Raw genomic sequence first — 22960 nt, forward strand, 5'->3', positions numbered from 1 at the left:
CCGTCCGGGCGGAACCTCTTGCGGACTACCAAACTGAATTTTCTCGATCGGAGAGAACGCTAGCGGGCGGCGAGGCGGACTTATTTCTGGCGTCATATGTCACGCAGCGCCGGCATTCCCTTACGCAACCACTCGTCATCGCCCGCGTTCCCGAACCCTCGCCTAGTGCTTCAATAGCATTTCCGCACGCTAGTGCAGCCATGGAAAGGAACAATCAATGCGCGAGCTCACTACCCAAGAATCGGTCCAAGTGAACGGCGGTTTGATAAACCGAATTGATTTCTGCGTCGGCGGCACGACTCTCCTTTTCGCTGGAGCCGGTGCAGTTTTCGGGGGAAGTGCGGGATTCGGCGTAGGGGCCGGCGCCGGCGCTCAGATTGGCGGCATGGTTGGCGCCTCAGTGGGACAGATGTTCTGTTCATCATTCTTCTCCAACTAAATGGTCGACATATGGTCACTCCTTCTCACGATTTCCGGGTTGATCGGAATCGTGAGTAGAACTCGATCGATACAAGTAGCGACCATATTGATAATGGTCTCTATATCGATAGCCAGAATGTTCGGGCTTCTCCACGCAAGCTAGATGCCAATCGCCACATAACACCATGACGGCAAATCTCTACAGGCAGGAAGCCCTCGACAACCTGAGATCCTCGGATTTCGGAGTTGCCGTAAGTCCGCCGAATGCGCAAAGGATTGCAGCGTGGCTGGCGGTCGGCGTCACCGTCAGCCTCGTCGCGTGGATATGTATTGGTTCATATACGCGCCGAGTGTCGGTGAAAGGCATTCTTGAGCCGCGAAACGGCGTGGTTCAACTCCGTTCACCGCGGCCAGGCAAAGTGGTGAAGATCCACGTCTTGCCCGGTACACGGGTTACGTCCGGCACACCCCTGCTTTCCCTGGCCGCGGATCTGGATACCGAACGGCATGGCGACGGGAGCATAGCGAGACTACGGCAGCTGCTCGATGACAAGGAGCGGATTGGCGCAGACCTATCGACTGTGGAAAAGTCATTCCAGGAGCATGCACGTTCGCTGACGGGCGAAATTCACACCGCGCAGTCCAGAGTGAACCGAATCGCCACCCAACGGTCGTTGCAGGCCCGGAAGATCGCGATCAAGCAGGACCTGTTCGACCGATTATCGCCACTCCTCGAGAAGGGATACGTCTCGTCGCTTCAGTACAAGGAGAAGGAATCGGAACTCCTTCAGGCAAGGTCGGAGCTTGAGTCCCTTTCGGCACAGTACGACGACGCAAGACAAATGGAGTCCACACTGGCGTCCCGACTGAAGCGTCTTTCCGACGACCGCTCGGAGAAGCTTAGCCTGGTGAAGGACAGGCTATCGAATGTGGAACAGGCCATCCTACAAACAGAGGCCGAGCGCTCCTTGCTGGTCAACGCACCGTTTGATGGCGAAGTGACAAATATCTTCGTCACGGAAGGAAGCAGCACGTCGCCCCCCGAAACCCTTGCCACGCTTGTTCCCGATGGTGCGGACCTCGTTGCGCGAATCCTCGTCGACAGCCGGGCCATCGGCTTCGTCAAGCACGGCACACCCGTCGCCATTCGTTACCGCCCCTTCCCCTACGAAAAGTTTGGCTTGCATCGGGGCCATGTTTCTCGCGTCCCGGGATCCGCCATCGAGGCTCAGGGTGTAGCTCTTTCGACTGGCCGCGGGGAAGGAGAACCCGTGTATCGCGTTGAGTTAGAGGTCCCACGCCAGAGCTTGACTGTTTACGGCAAGGAAGAGCAGCTGAAGGCCGGCATGGAAGTCACGGCGGACCTCCTGCTCGATCGCCGAAAACTCGTCGAATGGATGTTCGAGCCCCTCATGGCGATGAACAAGCGCATGGAAAGCCAGGCATCGTCACCGTGAAAGCCAACAAGGAGTATCTGTCCACCCCCTGGACGCTGGCAAACCGACTGGGAGTCGCGAAACGCACCCCCGTCATTCGACAAGCTGAACAGGCCGAATGCGGTCTGGCCTGCATCGCCATGATCCTCGGCCATCATGGTCACCACGTGTCGTTACGCGACCTGCGCGAGCGAGCGGAACTCTCTTCGCGAGGCGCCAGCCTGAACGACCTCATGGGCATAGCGGGAGAGCGCGGCCTGCGTTGCAGGCCCTTACGCCTCGAAATGGGGGAACTCGAGCAACTCCATACACCGTGCATACTGCATTGGCGACTGGATCACTTCGTCGTGCTTCTCAAGGTGTCTCGTAAGCACGCGATCATTCACGATCCGGCTGCGGGCCGTAGGCGCCTTCCGCTAAGTGAAGTGTCGCGGTTTTTCACCGGCATCGCCATGGAGGCAGTGCCTGGCAATCAGTTCGCGAGCTTGAAGATAGAGCCGGCGATCCGCTTGAGGACGATGTTTCGTCTCTTGAACGGCTATGCCTCGTCGCTGGGGTCGATCCTTGGCTTTTCTCTGGCCCTGGAGGTTCTCGCCCTCCTTATGCCCCAGCTTGTGCAAATCGTCGTGGACCAGGTTCTTGCCAACGGCGACTATGACCTGCTCACGCTCGTTGGCATCAGCTTCATCCTCCTGACACTGATCACGTCGGCCATCTCGGCATGCCGCAGCTGGTCCGTGGCGTGGCTACGGGCGCACGGAGGCATGCGTTGGACAGGCGTCCTTTTCGATCGCCTGCTCCGACTCCAGCAAGGTTACTTCGAGCGCCGCCATGTAGGGGACGTTGTATCCAGGGTAGATGCCATCCACGGCATCCAGCAGGCCGTCACCGGTCAATTGGTGGGTGCATTGATGGACGGCATGATTGGCGTCGCCACCCTCGTGCTCCTAATCTTGTACAGCCCTCCGCTCGCGGCGGTCGTGTGCTGCGGGACCCTTCTCTACGCCGTCATTCGCCTCTCGATATATCGACGCCTCCGCGAGGTCAGCATAGATCAGATCGAGGCCACAGCATCTCAACGAACGGATCTCGTCGAGTGCATCAGAGGCGTCCGCACGATCCGCCTCAATAACAAGACCTCCATCAGGTCCGCTCTCCATGCCAACAAGACTGCCTCCGTCCAGACACAGCAGTTCCGAAGCGACAAGCTAGGCATCCTGTTCGAAGCCACCAGTAGCACCCTCTCGGGATCCCAGCGAGTAATCATCCTGTGGGCAGGGGCTTCATTCGCGATGCGCGGACAGATGACCGCAGGGATGCTCATGGCGCTCTCGGCGTATGCCGACCAGTTCGCCCACCGGGCGAATGCGCTCATCGACTACTTGATCCAGTTGCGGCTTCTGAAGATTCAAGGGGAACGCGTGGCCGACGTCATTCTTTCCCCCGAGGAGCCCAACATGGTCGGATCGTATCAGGGCCCGGAGCATGCTCCGTCCCTTCGATTCGACAACATAAGTTACCGGTACTCAGGCAACTCGCCGTGGATACTGCGGAATGCATCGCTGTCCATTGAACCCGGCGAGTGCGTCGCCATCGTCGGCGCTTCGGGCGCAGGTAAGACCACAGCACTTCGTCTTCTTCTCGGACTCATCGACCCTTGCGAGGGAAGCGTGCGCGTGGGAGGTATCGATCTCGCCCACCTTGGCAAGTCGTCTTTCCGCGAGCGAACAGGCGTTGTCCTCCAGGACGATCACCTTTTCTCTGGAACTATTGCCGACAACATCTGCTTCTTCGACGCCTCGGCAGCCATGAACGACATCTACGCCGCTGCGTCACTTGCCAGAATTCACGACGATATCTGCAATATGCCAATGGGCTACCGCACCCTCGTCGGCGACATGGGGTCTGTACTCTCGGGAGGACAGAAGCAACGCATCGTCCTTGCTCGCGCCCTTTATCGAAAACCATCGGTGCTCGTCTTGGACGAGGCGACGAGCCATCTCGACCTGATCACGGAAAGCGAAGTGGCGGCGCATCTGAAGGAATTGAAGATGACCCGCATCACGATCGCTCATCGCCCGGAGACAGTTCGTGCTGCTGACCGTGTTTTTTCGCTGGTCGACGGCCAATTTGTGGAACTCCGACCGGTGCAATCGAGTTGAGCCGGTGGGAATGTTGCCACCTCGCTTCTACCGCTGCCGGAAGTGGCCACCGGCAGGCTGATCGCTACGGCCACGCAATTCAAGGAAGGAAAGTCATGTACGAATTGAGCGCTAACGAGATTTCCCAAATATCTGGCGGCCTGAGGCCCATCTTCCTCGGGAACGGCAGCTACAACCGGTGTGTTGCCGGCTTCACCCTAGGCGGCGCGTTACTCGGCAGCGCCATCGGTTTCGGGACTACCGGTCCAGCGGGAGGAATCAGCGGATTCGGCATCGGGGGTACCCTGGGCGCCACCGCAGGTGCGTATTTTTGCGAATAGACCATGTCCAGTCACCTATGGATCGCCCTGATCGGCGTTGGAAGCCTGGGTTGCGTGCTGGCTAAGTCTCCAGTGCTGAAGGCGATCAGCGTTGCATTCATCCTTGTTCTGATCGCATTGGCGTGGTGCGACGTTGTAGGAAATTGACCGAAAGAAAGGTGAGGCCGGACGCGCCACAGCGCGTTTCGCCTACAGCCGTGACGATCCCCGCATACAAAACTGTCCCGCCCAAACAAGCGGAGCAATATATGCGCGTTTTGTCGTCGGATGAGATCACCTGTGTCGCTGGCGGTAGAGTCATGAAGTGCATTCCTGGCGACGGGCAGGTCGAGGGAAGCTGGGCGGACCGCTGGCTTCGAAATTTCTTCAGGTCAGGAATGTAAGGAGAGTGAGGCGGGCTGCTACGCCCGCCCCACTCTTGTGCTGTTATCCAAGGGGAACAGTTCATTGGCGACGCTACTGCAATCCTGCCTTGAGTCCGTGGCGCCCTGGTTGTACAAGGACTCCGTTGCATGGACAGCTGTTGGGCTCGCCGGAACCGCACTATTTGGTTCCCGGTTCTTCGTTCAATGGCTTTATTCCGAGCACAAGGGACGCCTGGCCGTCCCGCCGCTCTTCTGGCACCTCAGCTTCTGGGGAAGCCTCGTCTCGCTGATATACGCCATACACCTCGATAAGCTTCCGATCATCTTGGGCCAGGCGGCGCTGCCCTTTCTCCATGGCCGGAACCTTTGGCTCCTGCATAAGCGGCGGAACCGAATTGCAGGCTTGGCTCCGGCCACCTCTTCCCCTGGGCGCCGGCTCGCGCGATGATTCGCGAGGGGATAAGAGGGGGGATACCGTATGTCGCACGCGCAGGATCAGCAGCTCGAACGGCTGACGTTCTTTTCGGACGCGGTGTTCGCCATCGCCATCACCTTGCTGGTGATCGAGATCCACGTGCCGCATCCGGCCGACAGCAGTAATGAAGCGTGGTTGATCGCGCTTCTCAACCTCACGCCGCATTTTGTGGGGTTCATCCTGAGCTTCGTTGTCGTGGGTGCCCTCTGGGCTGCCCACCACCGCGTGTTCGGACTTCTTCGCCGTTACGATCCGGCCATCGTGTGGCCCAACCTGTTCCTGCTCATGGCCATCGCGTTCATGCCGTTCTCGTCGGCATTGATGAGCGAACACCCCACGGAACGCGTACCGGAATGGTTCTACACGGGCACCTTGCTGGTGGCCGGGTTGCTTCAGTATCGCCTCGTGAAGCGTGTGCTCCGCCCTCCCTTCATCAAGGAAGGGGTATCGGAGGAGATGATCCTCGTTCTGCGCCGCCGGGCCCTGGCCCTGCCCGCCATGGCCCTGCTGTCGGGGATACTGGCCACCTGGTGGCCCGGCCCCAGCAACCTTCCGTTGATGCTCATGCCGCTGATCGTGCTCCTGGTCACACGCATGACCAAGCCCGTTTCGGTCGAGCCTGTGACCGCGACCGAAGCGGAATAAGCAGCGCACGGCGCCGCGCCGCTAGGCCAGCGTCGTCAATTCCACCGGCACGACGGTCTCGCCGCTGATCACCTGGGCGTGGCCATCCTGCACCATGAACTGGATCTGCATCGTGCGTTGCGTAAGTGCCGCGAGGGCTTCGACGGTGGCAGGTGCGATGTCGACGACGGAAACGTTCTTCGTGCGGGCCACGGCAGCTGCCGTCTTCTTCCACCAGACCTCCGCGCTGCGTCCGCTGTAGCTGTAGACGATCACCCTATTCGCGCGGCCGGCCGCACGCCGGATGCGCTGCTCGTCCGGTTGACCGATCTCGATCCACAGATCGACCTCGCCGGTCAGCTCCTTGCGCCAGAGATCCGGTTCGTCATCGGAACTGATTCCCTTGCCGAAAACGAGCGCATCGTCGGCATTCAAGGCGAACGCGAGCACCCGCACCATCATCCGGTCGTCCGTTTCCGACGGATGCTGGGCGATGGTCAACGCGTGCGACTGGTAGTAATGCCGGTCCATGTCGCTGACCTGCAGCTCGGCCTTGAAGACCGTGGATTTGAGTGCCATGGGGTACCGCTCGTGATCTCTGTCAACCGCAGAGCGTACACGAGGAAACAGTCAGCCGATCAACGAGGCGCGTGCAGACGATGCAGCAGCTCTGCTTCGGTGAGGGAAATGCCGCACGTTTCCGCGATGTTCTGCGGCGTGGACCCCTGACGCGCGAGGCGCTGGGCCAGTGCGAGCGCACGGTCGGTGGTCGCGCCCTGATCGCTCGATACCGCGACGGAGGGGCTGCGCTTCACCTGATCCTCGATGTCTCCCAGGCGATGATCGAGCCGGCGAAGCATGTTGGCCAGTGCATCGGCGGAGACCGCGGGCTCGGACGGCGCCTGGGCGGGAGCCGCGGTGGCAGGGGCCGCCGGTTCCTTCTGGGACGCCGGGTACGTCGCGTTGCCGAGGCGGCGGAACAGGAGCAGCAGGCCGACGAGGTTGAGGACCGCGAGGGCGATCAGCACGTATCCGATGGCAGCGTTCATGCGTGAGGTTCCGTTGGTTCGCGGGACACGGTAACGCAATAGCCTTGCCTGAGGACAGGGGCGATGCGCCTAGGCCCGGCAGAGCTTCTGCACGTCCACCAGCGCGATGAACCCGTCGTCGCGGGTAATCACGCCGCTGACGGGATCGTCGCGGCGTTCGGCGCGTCCCGGCGGCGGTGGGGCCACGTCGTCGGCGTCGAAGCTGAGCATGTCGCCGATGACGTCGATCCGCATGCCGACCACGCTGCCGTTGTCGTCGAACACGATGACGCGGCGCGAGTCTTCCGCCCCTTCGTCCACGCCGCCTTCCAGGCCGAAGCGGCGCCGGCCGTCGAGCACCGGCACGATCTGGCCGCGCAGGTTCACGATGCCGAGCACGTCCTCAGGAGCACCGGGGACCGGGGTGATGTCGCCGGGGCGGATCACTTCGCGCACGCTACCCAGGGACACGGCGTAGCGCTGTCCCTTTAGGGAGAAGCCGAGCCAGGCGCCCTGGCCATCGAGTTGGGTTGGGGTCATGGGCCCAGCTCCTTTTCCAGCCATTCGATCAGCGCCGTGGTATCGACCACGCCGCACTTGGGTTCGGGGGACATGCCGGCCAGCCATGGGCGTGTCGTGGCGCCAAGGCGCCACTGGATCGCGTCCGGCAGGAGTTCGACCGACTCTTCGTCGACCACGCAGGCCAGTGCCCACGTGCGATCGCGCAGGATCACCAGCGTCGTCACCGGCGAACCGCTGAGGTCGGGCGAGAGGATCGCCGCGAGGTCGGCGACGCGCGCCTCGCCGCCAGGATGCCGCCAGCGCCCCAGACAGATGGGATTGCTCGAATTCGGCGGGCTGAGCGGCGGCATCGGTATCACATGAGTCACGTCGGCCATCGGCACCGCCAGCTTCACGCCCGCCGCCACGCACAGCAGGTAGCGGCACGCCGCATCGCGCACCGGCACCGGCGCAGGCGCGTTACGTCCGGGCTGGAAGGCCACCACGGTAACCTCGGCGGCCGGCGCCTTCGTGGCGGGGCGCATCGCCGGCGTCAGGAGCTCGGCAAGGTAATCGGCGACGATCTGTTCGGCGTCTTGCATGGCACGCATCACGCAGCCGCGTCCGTCACCGAAGCGACAGGCAGCGCCAGCAGTTCGTCGAGCAGCTGACGATACGCGAGGCCGCCGCGGCGCGCCGCGGGCCACGATGCAAGGGGAACGCCCGCGGCGCTCGCTTCGCGAATCTGCGTGTCGGTGGGAATGACGGCCTGGCTCACGCCGTCGCCATATTGCTCGCGCAATTGCGCCAGGCACGCGCGGGAGGCATGCGTGCGCGCGTCGTACAGCGTCGGCACGATCGTGCGCGGCAACGGCTTGCCGCGCGACCGCTCGATCATGGACAGGCTGCGCAACATGCGCTCCAGACCGGCAAGGGCCAGCGCCTCCGTCTGCGTGGGCACGAGCAAGCGGTCGCTGGCGGCCAGGGCGTTGACCATCAGCACCCCGAGCGTCGGCGGACAGTCGAGCAGCACATGGTCGAAATCCGGTGCGAGTTCCGCGAGCGCCTGGCTCAGCACGAGGCCCATGCCGGGCCGTGTGCCGAGTTGACGATCCAGGGTGATCATCGCCGCCGACGCCGGCAGCACGCTGAGGTCATCCCATCGGGTGGCGTGCACGAGCGTGCGCACCGGCAGCGGATTCCCGCCCACGCCGAAGAGATCGTAGACGCTGCCATGCGCGCCGCTTTCGACGCCGACGTAGCCGGACAGCGAGGCGTGCGGGTCCATGTCGACGAGCAGCGTCCGCCGACCGGCCTGGGCAAGCAGGCTGCCGAGCGCGACCGTGGTCGTCGTCTTTCCTACGCCACCCTTCTGGTTGGAGACCGCCCAGACGCGCATCAGCGGGCCTCCGCGACGGGAGCGAAACGCGCCGCACCGGCCGTCGGTGCCGCCATGCCCCGGCTGGCGTCGACCGGCGCTGCCGAGCCCGGCGCAGCGGGCTTCGCCGCCAGATCGACGCGGTCGGCGTCGCTGTAGAAGCGGGCAGGTGCGGCCTTGTCGCTCATCACCACGATGAGCACCCGGCGATTCCGGTTGCGTCCGTCTTCGGTGGCGTTGTTCGCGGTCGGGCGGAACTCGCCCCAGCCGATGATGCCCACCCGATGCGGATCGACGCCGCTCAACGTAAGCAGCCGTGCCACGGTGGCCGCACGGGCGGCCGACAGTTCCCAATTGGACGGGAAAGTGGTCGTGGCGATGGGCGTGTTGTCGGTATAGCCCTCGATACGCATGGCGTTCGGAAACGGCGCGAGGATGCCGGCGAGCTTGCGCAGCACGTCTTCTGCGGGCGCCTGCAGCTTCGCGACGCCAACGGGGAACAGGATGTCCGTGCGCACTTCGATCTCGAGCCAGTCGGGCGTCTGCCGTACGCTCACCAGGCTCTTGTCGATGAGCGGCTTCATCGCGCGCTGCACTTCGTCGGAAATCTGGCTGAGGCTGGCATCCTCCGTCTTGCCGATGGAGGTGTTCGCCGCAGGGGCGGTATTGATGCTGGCGCTTTCCTGCCGCACGGGCGCCGCGCCTTCGTGACCGGGCAACGGCAGGTTGCGCGGGGGAATGGGCACGTCGATCTTGGCGATGGGCGCCGCCGTGGGCGCGCGCGACTGGTTCGGCAGTGGCACCTGCGCCGCGGGCGTCGCCTCGCGAATCGGCTCGATCACCTTGCCGGTGCCGTTGAAGGCTTCGTTGATGGACTGGGCCATGACGCGGAACTTGGACTCGTTCACGGCCGACACCGCGTACATCACCACGAACAACGCAAGCAGCAGCGTGATGAGATCCCCATACGGGATCGCCCAGCGCTCGTGGTTGATGTGCTCCTCGTGGTGACGCCGCTTCACGACAGGAACCCCTGCAGCTTGCTTTCGATGTGCCGCGGGTTGTCACCCTGGGCAATGGAAACCAGGCCCTCGACGAGGATCTCGCGCATCTGCGAACGGCGGCGCGCAAGCCCCTTGAGGCGCGACGCCATGGGCAGGGCCAGCAGGTTGGCGAGACCGATGCCATAGATGGTGGCAACGAACGCCGCGGCGATGCCGTGGCCGAGCTTGCTCGGATCGGCCAGGTTCTGCATGACCGACATCAGGCCCATCACGGCGCCGATGATGCCCATGGTGGGCGAATAGGCCCCCGCGTTTTCGAACACCTTGGCGGCTTCGATGTCGGTGTGTTCGCGCGCGAAGACTTCCACCTCGAGCACCGAGCGCATGGCGTCGGGCTCGGTGCCGTCCACGAGCAGTTGCAGCCCCTTGCGAATGAAGGGATCCGTTTCGCGCTCGATGGCGGGCTCCAGGCCCAGCAGGCCGGTGCGCCGCGAGATCTCGCTCCAACCGATGATGCGGCTGACGAGGTTTTCGGATTCGATGTCCGGCGGACGGTACACCCAGGGCAGCATGCTCCACGCACGCTTGAGCACCGCGCCCGGCGTCTGCACGAGCAGCGCCGCGAACGTACCGACAAAAACGATGACGAACGCGGCGGGATTCCACAGGGCGTCGAGGCTCGATCCCTTGAGGATCGTGCCCAGGATGATGACCACGAAGGCCAGGATCGTTCCGACGACGCTCACGATATCCATGTCAGACAGCCATCCTCAGGCTGGGCAGCACCTGACCGCCGTCGTCGGCCAGGCCTGCAAGGTCGAGCACGAGCGAGATGCGGCCGTCGCCGGTGATCGTGGCGCCGGCGACACCGGGCACGTGCTTGAGGAACGGACCGAGTGGCTTGGCCATGACGTCTTCGCGGCCGAGCACCTCGTCGACGAGGCAACCGAGGGTCTGGTGGCCGATCTGCACGACGACGACGTGGCCGCCCTTCCCCGCCGCGCCCGCCCATCGGCCGAGGTCGGCAAGGGGTAGTGCGCGCTGGCGGTGCGAGGCAACGATGCGGCCGTCCAGTTCCTGGATCTGCCCTGGCACCAGCTCGAAAACCTCGGCCACGTTCGACAGCGGCAGCGACAGCAGGCGGTTGCCCACCCGCACCATGAGTACGCGCAGGATGGCGAGCGTGAGCGGCACGGACAGCCGCACCGTGCTGCCATGGCCCACGCGCGAATCGATGGAAAGCGTGCCGCCGAGTTCCACGATCTTGGTCTTGACGACGTCCATGCCGACGCCGCGTCCGGAGATGTCGGAAACCTGGCTCGCCGTGGAGAAGCCCGGGCGGAACACGATTTCGTAGCACTCGCGCTCGTCGAGGCGCGCGGCCTGTTCCGCGTCCATCAGGCCCTTCTCGACGGCCTTGCGGCGCAGGACTTCCGGGTCCATGCCCTTGCCGTCGTCGGTGACCGTGATGACGATGCGATCGCCGAACTGGCCGGCGGCCAGCCGGACGGTGCCGCCGCGGGGTTTGCCCTCGCTGACGCGCACGTCGGGCATCTCGATGCCGTGGTCCACCGCGTTGCGGAGCAAGTGCACCAGCGGGTCGGCCAGGGCCTCCACCACGGTCCGGTCGATGTCGGTATCTTCACCTTCGGTGACCAGCTCGATGTCCTTGCCGAGCTGACGGGCAAGATCGCGGACGATGCGCGGGAAGCGCGAGAACAGTTTGCCCACCGGCTGCATGCGCATGCGCAGCACGGCGTTCTGCAGGTCTTCGGCCACGCGTTCCAGTTCGCCGATGGCACGTTCCATCGGATCGTTCGTGCCGCGCGGCGCGAGGTTGGTCAGGCGGTTGCGTACCAGGACCAGTTCGCCGGCGGCGTCGACGAGGCCGTCGAGACGATGCGTGTCGACGCGGACGGTGGTTTCGGCAGTGGACGCCTGTCGCTTCTCGCCCGAGGTCGCGGCGGCGGGTTTCGATGTGGCCGCCACCTGTGGCGTCTCGACGACCGGAGCCGGAGCCGGAGCGGGAGCCGGCGGCGGAGCGGGCGTGGACGCAGCGACACCCGCCCCGCTGGCGCCGGGCGCGGCCGTGCCGTGCAGGCTGTCGAGCAGTGCTTCGAACTCGTCGTCGCTGATGCCGCCGGCATCGGGCGCGGCGGGCACCGGCGCTGCCGCCGCCACGGGCGTGGCGGCAGCGGGTGCCTCGGGCTCGGCACCCGGCGCACCTGTACCGTAGAGAGAATCGAGCAGTGCCTCGAATTCGTCGTCGGAGATCGTTCCGGACGACGCCGGCGCGGGCTCGCGCTCGCTGCGCGCGGCGTCGAGCATCGCTTCGAATTCGTCTTCGATGGGATCGTACGGACGCGAACGCGTTTCGCTGGCGACGGGAGCGGCCACCGGCGCGGCAAGCGCCACCGGGGGCGCCGACGCCGCGCGGCCCGGAATGAGCAGGCGGTCGAGCAGCGAGCGCGGCGCCGGGTCGATCGGCAAGCCGCCGTCGGCCGCGCGCATCATGTCGTTGAGGAGGTCGAGCGACTCCAGCAACGCGTCCATGAAGCCCGCGTTGAGCACGATGGCGCCGTTACGCGCCTCGTTCAGGAGGTCTTCGGCGCGGTGGCACAACTCGACCATCGGGTTGAGGCCCAGGAAACCCGCCCCGCCCTTCACCGTGTGGAACGCGCGAAACACCGCGTTCAGCAGGTCGGTGTCTTCCGGCGACGACTCGAGATCCACGAGCTGCTCGCCCAGGCTCTCGAGCAGTTCGCGTGCCTCGATCAGGAAGACATTGAGCAGCTCGTTGTCCAGCTCCACGCTCATAGGGTGCTCAGAAGCCGAATTCGCTGAGGAGGCGATCCACCTCGTCCTGGCTGACCTTCTCGGCGGCCGGTGCCGCGCCGCCCGCCAGCGAACCGGTGAGACGCACGAGTTCCACGAGCGAGGATTCGACCTTGGCCATGAACGCTTCCACCTGGGCGACGCGCTGACCGGAGAGGTCTTGCCACGACTGGGCTTCCACCATCTCACCGAAGCCGATGTCGCAGCTTTGCGCGAAGTCGCCCACGCGCACGGCCAGGGCCGTCGCATTGGCGGCGAAAGCGGGATCGGCGTGGTCGAGCACCAGCACCTCGTCGGCCTGGCGGGCCAGTGCCTGGGCTTGCGGACGCAGCTTCTCGCTGAAGTCGAGCGTACGGTGCGCGGCCTGCGAGCTCATCTCCAGCACGTCGCGCAGGTGCTTGCGCGCATCGCTCATGTTGCCGGGCACGCCGTCGTGCGAAATGTCGGCTGCGAGGCGACGCGCGGACTCGTGCAGATCGCGCGCGAGGTGGCCGAGCGCGAGGAAGAGGTGCTGTTCGCGGGTGCGCAACAGCTTGTCCAGGGCCTGTTCGATGGCGACCGGATCGTCCGCGTCGAGCAGTTCGCGCAGTTCGGGTGCCACGTCGTGGCCGGTGGAAAGCATGGTGTTCATGGTCGTTCCTTAGCCCGCGGCCGCGGCGAGTCGTTCGAAGATCTTGTCGAGTTTTTCCTTCAGCGTGACCGCCGTGAACGGCTTGACGACGTAGCCGTTCACGCCGCTCTGCGCGGCGGCGATGATCTGGTCGCGATTGTTTTCCGCCGTGACCATCAGCACGGGCAGCGACTTCAGGGCTGCGTCGGCGCGGATGGCGCGGAGCAGGTCGATGCCGGTCATGTTCGGCATGTTCCAGTCCGTGACCACGAGGTCGATCGGTTGCGCACGGAGCAATGCCAGCGCGGCGTTGCCGTCCTCGGCCTCCTGGATCAGGGTGTTGGTGAAACCCAGTTCCACCAGGAGGTTCCTGACGATGCGTCGCATGGTGGAGAAATCGTCCACCACGAGGATCTTCATGTTCTTGTCCAAAACTTCTCTCCGCCTTGCTGCTGCGCGTTCGTCAATGCTTGTCTTTCCAACCCGACATGCGTGCACGGAGACGAATGAGGGCCTGGCCATGGATCTGGCACACCCGGGATTCGCTCACACCCAGCACCGCACCGATTTCCTTCAGGTTGAGCTCTTCATCGTAGTACAGCGACATGACCAGTTTTTCGCGCTCGGGCAGACCGTCGATCGACTGCGCCAGCGCGTCCCGCAGGCCTTCCTGCTCGAATATGCCGTCCGGACCCGCGGCGTCCGGATCGGCCACGTCGATCGCCGCGCCCTCGTCGCCTTCCGGCGCCGTCAGGCTCAGCAACCGCGCGCTCGCGGCGTCCGCCAGGATCTGGTTGTATTCCATGGCGTCGATGCCCAGGCGCTTCATCACTTCCGCGTCTTCGGCGTCGCCACCCGTCTCGTTTTCTATCTGCCTTGTCACCTCCGCGACCTCGCGCAACTTCCGGTGGACGGAGCGCGGGGTCCAGTCCGTCTTGCGCAGTTCGTCCAGCATGGCGCCACGTATGCGGATGCCCGCATAGGTTTCGAAGCTGGCCGCGCGAGTCGGCGAGTAATTTCTTGCGGCCTCGAGCAGTCCGATCATTCCGGCCTGCATGAGGTCGTTCGCATCCACGCTTGGCGGCAGCCGACCCATCAGGTGATAGGCGATACGGCGCACCAGCGGCGCGTGGGTCTTAACCAGTTGATCCGCCGGGATACGCGTGATCTCGAGATATTCGGTCGCAACGCTCACAGTGGCAGCCCTCCCCCCAGATGGGACCGTTCGGCGAAGAAGCCGATGCGGCCCTGTGCCCGGGGCTCGGGTTCACCCCATGTATCGACCGACCTGGCCAGATTCTTGAATCCGACCGCGGACCGGCTGCTCGGCCAGGCGTCGACCACGGCCGACTGGCGGCGGATGGCCTGGCGCAGGTATTCGTCGTGCGGAACCATGCCCATGAAATCCAGGGATACGTCGAGGAAGCGGTTGGTCACCCGGGACAGCTTCTCGAACAGCTGGCGGCCCTCCTGGGCGTGGCGAACCATGTTCGCCACGATGCGGAAGCGGTTGATCGCGAATTCGCGGCTCATGACCTTGATCAGCGCGTAGGCATCGGTGAGCGAGGCCGGCTCGTCGCAGACCACCACCACCACCTCGTCCGAGGCCGCCGCGAACATCGACACGCTGTCGGAAATGCCGGCGGCGGTGTCCACGATCAGGTATTCGGGGGCCAGGGGGTATTCGTCGAACGCCCGGATGACGGCGGCGTGCTCGATGTTCGGCAGCTGCGCCATGCGCCGCGTGCCCGAGGTGGCCGGGATCACTTTGAGTCCATGGGCGGCCTCGAGGATCAGGTCCTCGATGCGGCATTCGCCTTCCAGCATGTGGCCCAGGTGGCGCGTGGGCTGCAGGCCGAGCAGGACGTCGATGTTCGCCATGGCGAGGTCCGCGTCCAGGAGGAGGACGTCACGGCCGCCCATCGCGAGCGCCATGCCGAGGTTGACCGCCACCGTGGTCTTGCCGACGCCGCCCTTTCCGCCCGCGATCGCGATGCTGCGGGTGGGGCGACGATCGGCGAGCCAGTTGAGACCGGCGGCCTGCGTGGAATCGACGTGTGTGCTCATGAAGGAAGTCACTGCCCGTATGTTTCTGTCTGTGTTCCGTGGGGCCGTCAGGCCAGGGCCGGGGTCGCCGTGCCGAAACGTTCGGCCAGCACGGCGTCGTCGGGTTCTTCGTTGCGCTGCTTCAGCAGCTGCGCGGCCAGGCAGACCAGCTTGCGCGCGTCCGCCGTGGCGATGTCCTCGGGCACGCGCTGCCCGTCCGTCGTGTAGTCCAGCGGCATGTCGTGGCGGATCAGGGCCGAGAGTGCGCCGCCGATCAGCGGTGCCTCGTCGAGCTTGGTGAGGATGGCGCTCTGCGGCGCCAGCGGCGCATACGCGCGAATGGCGCCGTCGATGGCCTGGGCCTGCGCATTGGCTGCCAGCACCAGGCACACGCGCACGTCCGACGTGGCGCGCAAGGTATCGAATTGCTGCTGCAGCTTGGGATCGTTGCCGGCCAGTCCGGCCGTGTCCACCAGCACGGTGTGCCGGCCGCGCAGCTGAAGCAGCACGTTGCGCAGGCTGGTGGCGTCGTGCGCGTTGAACACGCGAACGCCGAGCAGGCGCCCGTAGTGTTCGAGCTGGGCACCGGCGCCGATGCGGTACTGGTCGGCGCTGATGAGTGCCACGTTCGACGCCCCATGGCGCAGCACGGCGCGCGCGGCGAGCTTGGCGATCGTGGTGGTCTTGCCGACGCCCGTGGTACCCACGAGCGCGGTGACGCCGCCACCCACCGTGTCGAAATTACGGCCGCTCGTGCGGATGTTGCGCGAGAGCAGGCCCAACGGGAGGTAGCGCGCCTGGTCGGAGGTCATGCCGGGCGGCAGCTCGGCGCACAGTGCACGCGCCACGTCGCCGTCGATGCCAAGGCGGGTCATCTCGCGCAGCACGCGGGCGCGCAGCGGCTGTTCGCGGTCCATCTGGTTCCAGGCGAGCGTGGAAAGCTGGACTTCGAGCATCTCGCGCAGATTGTTGATCTCGGCGCGTACGCCGTTCACGGCGGCGTCGTTGTTGGGCATGACGGTGGCGGCGCGAACCACGTCGGCCACGCTGGCGGCCAGCGCCGCGCTCGACTGGCGCTGCGGTGCGTTCGCGGCGGCGGGCGCGCCCGACTTCGTCGCGCGTTCCACGGCGGCGGCCGTCGCGGCACGCGCCTGATCGATGCGGGCGGCACGCTCGGCCTCGTCGCGCACGGCGCGCATCGGCGACTCGTCGCGCTTCGGCTGGTCGAAGCCGAAACCCGCCTCGCGCACCAGTGCTTCGTCGTAATCGAGGGCGGCAATGATCTCGATGCCGTCATCGAGCCGGCGGGTGGAGAGGATCACGGCGTCCGGACCCTGCTCGTCCCTCACCTGGCGCATGGCCTGGCGCATGTCCGGCGCAACGAATCGCTTGATTTTCATCGTTTCTATCCTTCCCTCGTCCTGGCGCCCTCATCCCGTGACGCCGCTTGCCTGTTGGTTCCGCGCCCGATCGGCGCGTGGTCTTTTTGCTTACCGCCCGAGGGCCGTCACCAGCTTGACGCGTCGGTTGTCCGGAACCTCGTTGTACGCAAGTACATGCAGGTTTTGGGCCACATGACGCGTGAAGCGTGAAAGCCACGGACGAAGCGCCGGCGACACCAGCAACACCGCGGGTTCGCCCGCCGCTTCCTGGCGACGCGCAGCGTCGGCCACGCTCTGCTGAAGACGATCCGCCAGCCCCGGTTCGACCGCCGCGCCGGCAGGGCCGCCGCCTTGCAGCGACTGCAGCAGGATCTGTTCGAGTTCCGGCGCCAAAGTAATGACGGGCACTTCCGTGCCGAGACCGGCGATTTCCTGCACGATCTGCCGGCCGAGGGTGACGCGCACGGCGGCGGCGAGGACGCCCGGGTCCTGGCTCTGGCCCGCATGCTCGGCCAGCGACTCGACGATGCCGCGGAAATTGCGGATGGGCACGCGCTCGGCCAGCAGGTTCTGCAACACCTTGACCACGACGCCCAGCGACAGGCGCTTCGGCACCAGGTCTTCCACCAGCTTGGGCGTCTGCTGGGCCAGGCGGTCGAGCAGCTGCTGCACGTCCTGGTGACCGATGAGCTCGTGCGCATGGTTCTGCAGGATGTGCGAGAGGTGCGTGGCGATCACGGTGGCCGGATCCACCACGGTATAACCCAGCGTCTGCGCGTGCTCGCGCAGGCCGGGCTCGATCCACACGGCGTCGAGGCCGAATGCCGGATCGCGGGTGGCGATGCCGTTGATCGTGCCGTGCACGCGGCCCGGATCGATCGCGAGCATGCGCTCGGTGTGGATCTCCGCCTCGCCCATGGGCACACCCATCAGCGAGATGCGGTAGCCGTGCGGCGCCAGGTCGAGGTTGTCGCGGATGTGCACGGACGGCACCAGGAAGCCCAGCTCCTGCGACAGCTTGCGGCGCACGGACTTGATGCGCGCCATGAGTTCGCCACCCTGGGCCTTGTCCACGAGCGGGATGAGCCGGTAGCCCACTTCCAGGCCGATGGTGTCCACCTGGGCCACGTCTTCCCACGACAGTTCCAGGCGCTCGGCGGGCGGCGCGGACTCCAGCGCCAGTTCCGTGCCGGGGGCACCGGCACCGGCCGCCGGGCCCGCCGCCGCGAGCAGCTGGTTCTGGTGCAGCTTCCACGCACCGAAGCCGGCGATCGCAGCCAGGATGAGGAACGGCAGGTTCGGCATGCCGGGAATGAGCCCCATCGTGCCCAGCACGGCCGCCGCGACAGCCAGCGCCTTCGGCTGGCCGAACAGCTGCCCCATCACGTGCTTGCCCATCTCCTGCGACTTCGACACGCGGGTGACGATCACCGCGGTGGCGATGGAAAGCATGAGACCCGGCACCTGGGCGACAAGGCCGTCGCCGATGGTCAGCAGGGTGTACGTGCGGGCGGCTTCGGCAGCGGAGAGGCCGTGCTGCAGCATCCCGATGAAAAAGCCGCCGATGATGTTGATGGCGAGGATGAGCATGCCCGCAGTGGCGTCGCCGCGCACGAACTTCGACGCACCGTCCATCGAGCCGTAGAAATCCGCTTCCTCGCGCACTTCCTGGCGCCGCTCGCGAGCCTGCTCCTGCGTCAGCAGGCCGGCGTTGAGGTCGGCATCGATGGCCATCTGCTTGCCGGGCATGGCGTCCAGGGTGAAGCGGGCGGTCACTTCCGACACGCGGGTGGCGCCCTTGGTCACCACCACGAAGTTGATGATGGTGAGGATGGCGAACACCACGAAGCCGACGGCGAAGTTGCCGCCGATCACGAACTCGCCGAAGGCCTCGATGACCTTGCCGGCCGCGCCCGGCCCGTTGTGGCCGTGCAGCAGCACCACGCGGGTGGACGCGATGTTCAACGCCAGACGGAGCAAGGTAGCGAACAGCACCACCGTCGGGAACGACGCCAGTTCCAGGGGACGCAGTACGTACATCGTCGCCAGCAGGATCACCAGCGACAGCGCGATGTTGAACGTGAAAAGCAGGTCCAGCACGAAGGGCGGCAGGGGCAGCATCATCATGCCGAGCATGATCAGCATCGCCAGCGGCGCCGCGATGCCGCGGCGGCCGATCTGGCGGAACGTACCCATGAGGGTGGTGGTGCTGGCTGCCATCGTCAGTTGTCCATCCGGTAAGGACCCATGAGATCAGGGTCGATGTCCTGCTTCGGGAGATCGGGAGGGAGGTCGCCCATGGCGATCGCCTGCTTCAGCCGGAACACGTAGGCCAGGATCTGGGCCACGGCGATATAGAGCGCCGAGGGGATTTCGCGTCCGATTTCCGTCGTGTGATACAAGGCGCGTGCCAACGGCGGGGCTTCGACCACCGGAACCTTCGCACCGCCCGCCACGTCGCGGATCTGCTGGGCGATCACGTCTACGCCCTTGGCCACCACGCGCGGCGCGCCCATGCGGTCTTCGTCGTATTTCAGGGCCACCGCGAAATGGGTGGGATTGGTCACGATCACGTCCGCCGTCGGAACGTCTTCCATCATCCGGCGCCGCGCCATCTGATGCTGCATCTGACGGATTTTCGACTTCAGCTCGGGACTGCCCTCGTTCTCCTTGTGCTCGTCCTTCACTTCCTGCTTGGTCATTTTCATCTTCTTGGTGAAGCTGAACTTCTGCCACGGCGCATCGACGAGGGCGATGGCGCCAAGGGCGCAGGCGAAGACGAGCGAGGCATGACCGAGGATGCCCAGCGCGTGGGCGATGCCGTTGGCGACGGGGCCGGTACCGGCCGTGTACATCTCCAGGGTGGAGCGGCGCAGGAACCACACCAGCGCGCCACCGATCAGGATCAGCTTGAGCAGCGACTTGCCCAGCTCCACCAGCCCGTTCATCGATACCAGGCGGGAAAAGCCCTTGATCGGATCGAGGCGGTCGAACTTGGGTATCAGCGCCTGGCCCGAGAAATTGAGCCCGCCCATCAAGGCGGGTGCCGCGATTGCGGCCACCATGGTCACGGCGAACACTGGGCCCAGCAGCTTCAGGGCCTCCACCGCGGCCGTCATGAACGCATGGGTGAGGCCGTTCGCGGCGAACAGGTCGTCGCGCGAGTAGCGCAGCCCCACGTGCATGATGTTGGCGGCGTGCACGGCCATCTGCTCGCGCGAGGCGATGATCGTGGCCACGCCCGAGAGCACCACCACCGCGGTGGAAAGATCGCGCGAGCGCGGCAGATCGCCCTTCTCGCGGGCTTCGCGGAGGCGTTTGTCACTAGGGGCTTCGGTGCGGTCTTCCTTATCGGTCTCGCTCATGGCGCTACCTCCCGATAAGGCCGCGCATGGTTTCCCACGCGTCGGTCTGCAGCGAATCGAACGCACCCGGCAGGGCGCGCAACGCCAGCCACACGGCCAGCAGGCCCAGGCAGATCGTGATGGGGAAACCCACCGCGAACAGGTTCATGGAGGGGGCCGAACGGCTGATGGCACCGAACCCGAGGTTCACCACCAGCGTGGCCGTCAGCGCGGGCAAAGCCACGCGCACGGCGCCGGTAAAGAGGTGGCCGGCGAAGCCGAGCACGCCCCACACACCGTCCGCACCGACGCCCTGCTCGCCCACCGGCAGTGTGCGAAAGCTGTCGGCGAGCAACGAGATGAGTTGCAGGTGCCCGTTCATCACCAGGAACAGAAGGGTCACGAGCATCATGTAGAACTGGCTGAGCACCGGCGTGGTGCCGCCGACGCCGGGATTCACCGTTTCCGCGAAGCCGAGGCTCATCGCCTGCGACACGATCTGGCCGCCGAACGCCACGGCCTCGAACACGAGCTTCAGGATGAACCCGAGCGACGCGCCCACCAGGATCTGCTGCGCCAGCGTGGCCACGCCCTGTGCCGACAGAGGGCGGATGTCCAGCGGCGCCAACGGCGCCAGCGCCATCGTGAGCAGCAATGCCAGACCGATGCGGATGCGCGCCGGAATGGTGGTCGCGCCAAGCACCGGTGCCACGAGCAGCAACCCGGCGATGCGGGACAACGCCCAGCATGCACTGCCGACCCAGGCTTCGAGCTGGCCGAGGTCGAGCGGCATCAACGCACCGCCTGGGGCAGGCTCTCGATGAGCGTGCGGGTGAATTCCACCAGCGTGCGCAGCATCCAGGGGCCGGTGATGATCATCACGAGGGCCATGGAGATGAGCTTCGGAATGAAGCTCAGCGTCTGTTCGTTGATCTGGGTGGCCGCCTGCACCATGCCGATGATCAGGCCCACGGCCAGCGCCGTGAGGAGCAGCGGCGCGCCGATCAGCATGGCGATGTGCAGGGCCTGCTGGCCGAATCCGATGACCGATTCCGGCGTCACTGGAAGAAGCTCCCGGCAAGAGTGCCCAGCAGCAGCGTCCACCCGTCGACGAGCACGAACAGCATGATCTTGAACGGCAGCGAGATGATCATCGGCGAGACCATCATCATGCCCATCGACATCAGCACCGAGGCCACGACAAGGTCGATGATGAGGAAGGGAATGAAGAGCAGGAAGCCCATCTGGAAGGCGGTCTTCAGCTCGCTGGTAACAAACGCGGGCAGCGCCACCCGGTAGGGCACCGCGTCCTTGTCGGCGTAGGGCTGTTCGCCGGCCAGCTTCGTGAACAGCTGGAGGTCCGGCTCGCGGGTCTGTTCCAGCATGAAGTGGCGGAACGGCGCGGCGGCCAGCGGCAGGGCGTCCTGCACGCTCATCTGGCCGTCCATGTACGGCTTGATGCCCGCGTCATAAGCCTTGTTGAGCACAGGCGTCATCACGAACAGGGTGAGGAACAGCGACAGGCCGAGGATCACCTGATTCGGCGGCGTGCTGTTCGTGCCGAGTGCCTGGCGCAGGAAGCCCAGCACGATGACGATGCGCGTGAACGACGTCATCATCAGCAGGATCGCCGGCAGCGCCGTCAGCGCCGTCATCAGCGCCAGCATCTGGATCGACAGCGACCAGGTCTGGCCGCCGTTGGCCCCCGGCTGCACGTTCAGCACCGGGATGCCCGGCTGGACGGGATCGGCGGCGAAAGCGGCTACGGGAAACAGGAACAAAAGCAGGAAAAACAGAAGCGTCACCCACTTGTCGCCCCTGCGAAGGCAGGAGCCCGGCGACTTCCGCCCCGCCGATGAAGTCGCTGGGTTCCCGCCTTCGCGGGAACGACGGCGCTGTAACCTGGAGGACCGGTGCTTCATCAACGTCTCCACTGCGACAGCACGTCGCGAAAGCCGCCGATCGTCGGCTGGGCCGGAGCGGTCGGATCGTCCTTCACGGGCGTATCCAGCACATGCAGCGTACGCAGTCCGCCGGTCGGCGAGGCACCGACGAGGAGCTGCGTGCCGCCCACTTCGAGCAGCATGATCTTTTCCTTGATGCCGACGGGCATCGACTCCACGACGCGGATCTTCCTGCCGCCCGGACGCACGCGCGCCTGGGCCCGACGGCTCAGCCAGCCCACGAAAAAGATCAGGGCGACCACGCCCAGCAGGCTGACCAGCACGCGAAACAGCTCCGCCCCGGAATCGACGGCCGGAGCGGCGGCCGGGGCTGCCATCAGGGCGCAGGGAAGGAAGCCGCCCGCGAGGACGGCGGCGATACGGCGCATGGGAATCACCGCAGCTTGCGGACGCGCTCGGCCGGGCTGATCACGTCGGTCAGCCGGATACCGAATTTCTCGTTGATGACGACCACCTCGCCATGGGCGACCAGGGTGCCGTTGACGAAGACATCGAGGGGTTCGCCGGCGGCGCGGTCGAGTTCGACCACCGACCCCTGGTTGAGTTGCAGCAGGTTGCGGATGCTGATCTTGGTGCGGCCGACTTCCATGGCCATGGTGACCGGTACGTCCAGGATGACGTCGAGGTTCACTTCGCTGCCGAGGCCGATAGAGGATGCCAGCGAGGCGTCGGTGCCGGTATCCGGATCTTCGAGGGTGGTGGGTTCGTTCATGTCCGTTCCAATAAGGGGCGTTGCCAGGTGCGAAGCCTATGAAGCAAGCCGCGTGCCATGGATTTCCCTTCGCATGACGACGGCAAATTCACGTCGCATCAACCACTTGGAAAGGGAGGCAGGAAGGGGGACGGGAAGTGACGCGGGAGGTCAGACGGAAACCTGACGCTCGACGGCAGTTAGTCACCGTGACGGGGCATTGACAGTCCCGCGGGTGTGCCGCCTGACGGCGGATCGCCGCTGAAGCGGCTTGTGTCTTTGCGTCGGGGTAGGCTTGAGGTGAGAGCGGAGTGCGGCAAGCCGTTTTAGCGGCGGTGCTGCGAGCACGTGTGGGAGCTAGGGCCGCCGCACTCC

At 65.3% G+C, this 22960-nt stretch carries 25 protein-coding genes; 5 read left to right on the top strand and 20 right to left on the bottom strand.

Features of this window, described 5'->3' with window-relative positions; translation table 11 throughout:
* Positions 1–217 precede the first annotated feature (217 nt).
* The 5 genes from HBF26_RS16780 (at position 218) to HBF26_RS16800 (ending at position 5823) form a co-directional block, all read left to right on the top strand.
* The gene (locus HBF26_RS16780; protein ID WP_167129048.1) at positions 218–439 is read left to right on the top strand and encodes a Blp family class II bacteriocin; all 222 of its coding nucleotides are present in this window, start codon (positions 218–220) and stop codon (positions 437–439) included.
* A gap of 166 nt (positions 440–605) precedes the next feature.
* Entirely contained in the window at positions 606–1877 is a 1272-nt protein-coding gene (locus HBF26_RS16785; RefSeq protein ID WP_167129050.1) for an HlyD family secretion protein, read from the top strand.
* Positions 1874–4018, top strand: coding sequence for a cysteine peptidase family C39 domain-containing protein (locus HBF26_RS16790; RefSeq protein ID WP_167129052.1), 2145 nt, complete (start codon positions 1874–1876; stop codon positions 4016–4018). The genes HBF26_RS16785 and HBF26_RS16790 overlap by 4 nt, the downstream gene beginning before the upstream one ends.
* Positions 4019–4818: 800 nt before the next feature.
* Positions 4819–5151: a lipid-A-disaccharide synthase N-terminal domain-containing protein gene (locus HBF26_RS19965; RefSeq protein WP_425483008.1), complete on the top strand. Its 333-nt coding sequence runs from the start codon at positions 4819–4821 to the stop codon at positions 5149–5151.
* Positions 5152–5181: 30 nt separating this feature from the next.
* Positions 5182–5823 carry a TMEM175 family protein gene (locus tag HBF26_RS16800; RefSeq protein ID WP_167129056.1) on the top strand — a complete coding sequence of 214 codons (642 nt, stop codon included), beginning with the start codon at positions 5182–5184 and terminating at the stop codon, positions 5821–5823.
* 21 nt (positions 5824–5844) lie between these two features.
* On the opposite strand, the gene HBF26_RS16805 is transcribed toward HBF26_RS16800, so the two are convergent.
* The 20 genes from HBF26_RS16805 to fliN form a co-directional block, all read right to left on the bottom strand.
* A complete protein-coding gene (locus tag HBF26_RS16805) occupies positions 5845–6381 on the bottom strand; it encodes a YaeQ family protein (protein ID WP_167129058.1) in 537 nt (178 codons plus the stop codon).
* Positions 6382–6440: 59 nt separating this feature from the next.
* Positions 6441–6851 carry a DUF2802 domain-containing protein gene (locus HBF26_RS16810; protein ID WP_167129060.1) on the bottom strand — a complete coding sequence of 137 codons (411 nt, stop codon included), beginning with the start codon at positions 6849–6851 and terminating at the stop codon, positions 6441–6443.
* Positions 6852–6920: 69 nt separating this feature from the next.
* A complete protein-coding gene (locus HBF26_RS16815; RefSeq protein WP_167129061.1) occupies positions 6921–7370 on the bottom strand; it encodes a chemotaxis protein CheW in 450 nt (149 codons plus the stop codon).
* The gene (locus HBF26_RS16820; protein WP_167129063.1) at positions 7367–7942 is read right to left on the bottom strand and encodes a chemotaxis protein CheW; all 576 of its coding nucleotides are present in this window, start codon (positions 7940–7942) and stop codon (positions 7367–7369) included. The genes HBF26_RS16815 and HBF26_RS16820 overlap by 4 nt, the downstream gene beginning before the upstream one ends.
* A complete protein-coding gene (locus HBF26_RS16825; RefSeq protein WP_167129064.1) occupies positions 7942–8730 on the bottom strand; it encodes a ParA family protein in 789 nt (262 codons plus the stop codon). Before HBF26_RS16825 ends, HBF26_RS16820 begins: the two co-directional genes overlap by 1 nt.
* Positions 8730–9731: a flagellar motor protein MotD gene (gene motD, locus HBF26_RS16830; RefSeq protein WP_167129066.1), complete on the bottom strand. Its 1002-nt coding sequence runs from the start codon at positions 9729–9731 to the stop codon at positions 8730–8732. The genes HBF26_RS16825 and motD overlap by 1 nt, the downstream gene beginning before the upstream one ends.
* Positions 9728–10468 (bottom strand): flagellar motor protein, encoded by a 741-nt coding sequence (locus HBF26_RS16835; protein WP_167129068.1) that lies wholly within the window; start codon positions 10466–10468, stop codon positions 9728–9730. The genes motD and HBF26_RS16835 overlap by 4 nt, the downstream gene beginning before the upstream one ends.
* Before the next feature lies 1 nt (position 10469).
* A complete protein-coding gene (locus tag HBF26_RS16840; protein WP_167129069.1) occupies positions 10470–12530 on the bottom strand; it encodes a chemotaxis protein CheA in 2061 nt (686 codons plus the stop codon).
* Positions 12531–12537: 7 nt separating this feature from the next.
* Positions 12538–13179, bottom strand: coding sequence for a protein phosphatase CheZ (locus tag HBF26_RS16845; RefSeq protein ID WP_167129071.1), 642 nt, complete (start codon positions 13177–13179; stop codon positions 12538–12540).
* Between the two features lie 9 nt (positions 13180–13188).
* On the bottom strand, positions 13189–13590 hold the full coding sequence (gene cheY / locus HBF26_RS16850) for a chemotaxis response regulator CheY (protein ID WP_167025309.1): 402 nt from the start codon (positions 13588–13590) through the stop codon (positions 13189–13191).
* A gap of 31 nt (positions 13591–13621) precedes the next feature.
* Positions 13622–14353: an RNA polymerase sigma factor FliA gene (locus tag HBF26_RS16855; RefSeq protein WP_167129072.1), complete on the bottom strand. Its 732-nt coding sequence runs from the start codon at positions 14351–14353 to the stop codon at positions 13622–13624.
* Positions 14350–15225 (bottom strand): P-loop NTPase, encoded by an 876-nt coding sequence (locus tag HBF26_RS16860; protein WP_167129074.1) that lies wholly within the window; start codon positions 15223–15225, stop codon positions 14350–14352. The genes HBF26_RS16855 and HBF26_RS16860 overlap by 4 nt, the downstream gene beginning before the upstream one ends.
* A 47-nt stretch (positions 15226–15272) precedes the next feature.
* A complete protein-coding gene (gene flhF, locus HBF26_RS16865) occupies positions 15273–16604 on the bottom strand; it encodes a flagellar biosynthesis GTPase FlhF (RefSeq protein ID WP_167129076.1) in 1332 nt (443 codons plus the stop codon).
* A gap of 90 nt (positions 16605–16694) precedes the next feature.
* Positions 16695–18806, bottom strand: coding sequence for a flagellar biosynthesis protein FlhA (gene flhA, locus HBF26_RS16870; RefSeq protein WP_167129078.1), 2112 nt, complete (start codon positions 18804–18806; stop codon positions 16695–16697).
* A gap of 2 nt (positions 18807–18808) precedes the next feature.
* Positions 18809–19951 carry a flagellar biosynthesis protein FlhB gene (flhB, locus tag HBF26_RS16875; RefSeq protein ID WP_167129080.1) on the bottom strand — a complete coding sequence of 381 codons (1143 nt, stop codon included), beginning with the start codon at positions 19949–19951 and terminating at the stop codon, positions 18809–18811.
* 4 nt (positions 19952–19955) lie between these two features.
* On the bottom strand, positions 19956–20723 hold the full coding sequence (gene fliR, locus HBF26_RS16880; protein WP_240151398.1) for a flagellar biosynthetic protein FliR: 768 nt from the start codon (positions 20721–20723) through the stop codon (positions 19956–19958).
* Positions 20723–20992, bottom strand: a complete 270-nt coding sequence (gene fliQ, locus HBF26_RS16885; RefSeq protein ID WP_167129083.1) for a flagellar biosynthesis protein FliQ — start codon at positions 20990–20992, stop codon at positions 20723–20725. Before fliQ ends, fliR begins: the two co-directional genes overlap by 1 nt.
* Positions 20989–21726 carry a flagellar type III secretion system pore protein FliP gene (fliP, locus tag HBF26_RS16890; protein WP_240151404.1) on the bottom strand — a complete coding sequence of 246 codons (738 nt, stop codon included), beginning with the start codon at positions 21724–21726 and terminating at the stop codon, positions 20989–20991. Before fliP ends, fliQ begins: the two co-directional genes overlap by 4 nt.
* 125 nt (positions 21727–21851) lie before the next feature.
* A complete protein-coding gene (gene fliO, locus HBF26_RS16895; protein ID WP_240151399.1) occupies positions 21852–22262 on the bottom strand; it encodes a flagellar biosynthetic protein FliO in 411 nt (136 codons plus the stop codon).
* 5 nt (positions 22263–22267) lie between these two features.
* Positions 22268–22606: a flagellar motor switch protein FliN gene (fliN, locus tag HBF26_RS16900; protein WP_167129087.1), complete on the bottom strand. Its 339-nt coding sequence runs from the start codon at positions 22604–22606 to the stop codon at positions 22268–22270.
* Between the last annotated feature and the right edge of the window lie 354 nt (positions 22607–22960).

Origin of the sequence: Luteibacter jiangsuensis, from assembly GCF_011742555.1 — a bacterium.
Taxonomy (GTDB): Bacteria; Pseudomonadota; Gammaproteobacteria; order Xanthomonadales; family Rhodanobacteraceae; genus Luteibacter; species Luteibacter jiangsuensis.

Bases quoted from the DNA above. Each gene is read 5' to 3' on its own strand.
- HBF26_RS16780 (WP_167129048.1), top strand. From the start codon at position 218: ATGCGCGAGCTCACTACCCAAGAATCGGTCCAAGTGAACGGCGGTTTG.
- HBF26_RS16785 (WP_167129050.1), top strand. From the start codon at position 606: ATGACGGCAAATCTCTACAGGCAGGAAGCCCTCGACAACCTGAGATCC.
- HBF26_RS16800 (WP_167129056.1), top strand. From the start codon at position 5,182: ATGTCGCACGCGCAGGATCAGCAGCTCGAACGGCTGACGTTCTTTTCG.
- HBF26_RS16805 (WP_167129058.1), bottom strand. From the start codon at position 6,381: ATGGCACTCAAATCCACGGTCTTCAAGGCCGAGCTGCAGGTCAGCGAC.
- HBF26_RS16810 (WP_167129060.1), bottom strand. From the start codon at position 6,851: ATGAACGCTGCCATCGGATACGTGCTGATCGCCCTCGCGGTCCTCAAC.
- HBF26_RS16815 (WP_167129061.1), bottom strand. From the start codon at position 7,370: ATGACCCCAACCCAACTCGATGGCCAGGGCGCCTGGCTCGGCTTCTCC.
- HBF26_RS16820 (WP_167129063.1), bottom strand. From the start codon at position 7,942: ATGCGTGCCATGCAAGACGCCGAACAGATCGTCGCCGATTACCTTGCC.
- HBF26_RS16825 (WP_167129064.1), bottom strand. From the start codon at position 8,730: ATGCGCGTCTGGGCGGTCTCCAACCAGAAGGGTGGCGTAGGAAAGACG.
- HBF26_RS16835 (WP_167129068.1), bottom strand. From the start codon at position 10,468: ATGGATATCGTGAGCGTCGTCGGAACGATCCTGGCCTTCGTGGTCATC.
- HBF26_RS16840 (WP_167129069.1), bottom strand. From the start codon at position 12,530: ATGAGCGTGGAGCTGGACAACGAGCTGCTCAATGTCTTCCTGATCGAG.
- HBF26_RS16845 (WP_167129071.1), bottom strand. From the start codon at position 13,179: ATGAACACCATGCTTTCCACCGGCCACGACGTGGCACCCGAACTGCGC.
- HBF26_RS16860 (WP_167129074.1), bottom strand. From the start codon at position 15,225: ATGAGCACACACGTCGATTCCACGCAGGCCGCCGGTCTCAACTGGCTC.
- flhF (WP_167129076.1), bottom strand. From the start codon at position 16,604: ATGAAAATCAAGCGATTCGTTGCGCCGGACATGCGCCAGGCCATGCGC.
- flhA (WP_167129078.1), bottom strand. From the start codon at position 18,806: ATGGCAGCCAGCACCACCACCCTCATGGGTACGTTCCGCCAGATCGGC.
- flhB (WP_167129080.1), bottom strand. From the start codon at position 19,951: ATGAGCGAGACCGATAAGGAAGACCGCACCGAAGCCCCTAGTGACAAA.
- fliR (WP_240151398.1), bottom strand. From the start codon at position 20,723: ATGCCGCTCGACCTCGGCCAGCTCGAAGCCTGGGTCGGCAGTGCATGC.
- fliO (WP_240151399.1), bottom strand. From the start codon at position 22,262: ATGCGCCGTATCGCCGCCGTCCTCGCGGGCGGCTTCCTTCCCTGCGCC.
- fliN (WP_167129087.1), bottom strand. From the start codon at position 22,606: ATGAACGAACCCACCACCCTCGAAGATCCGGATACCGGCACCGACGCC.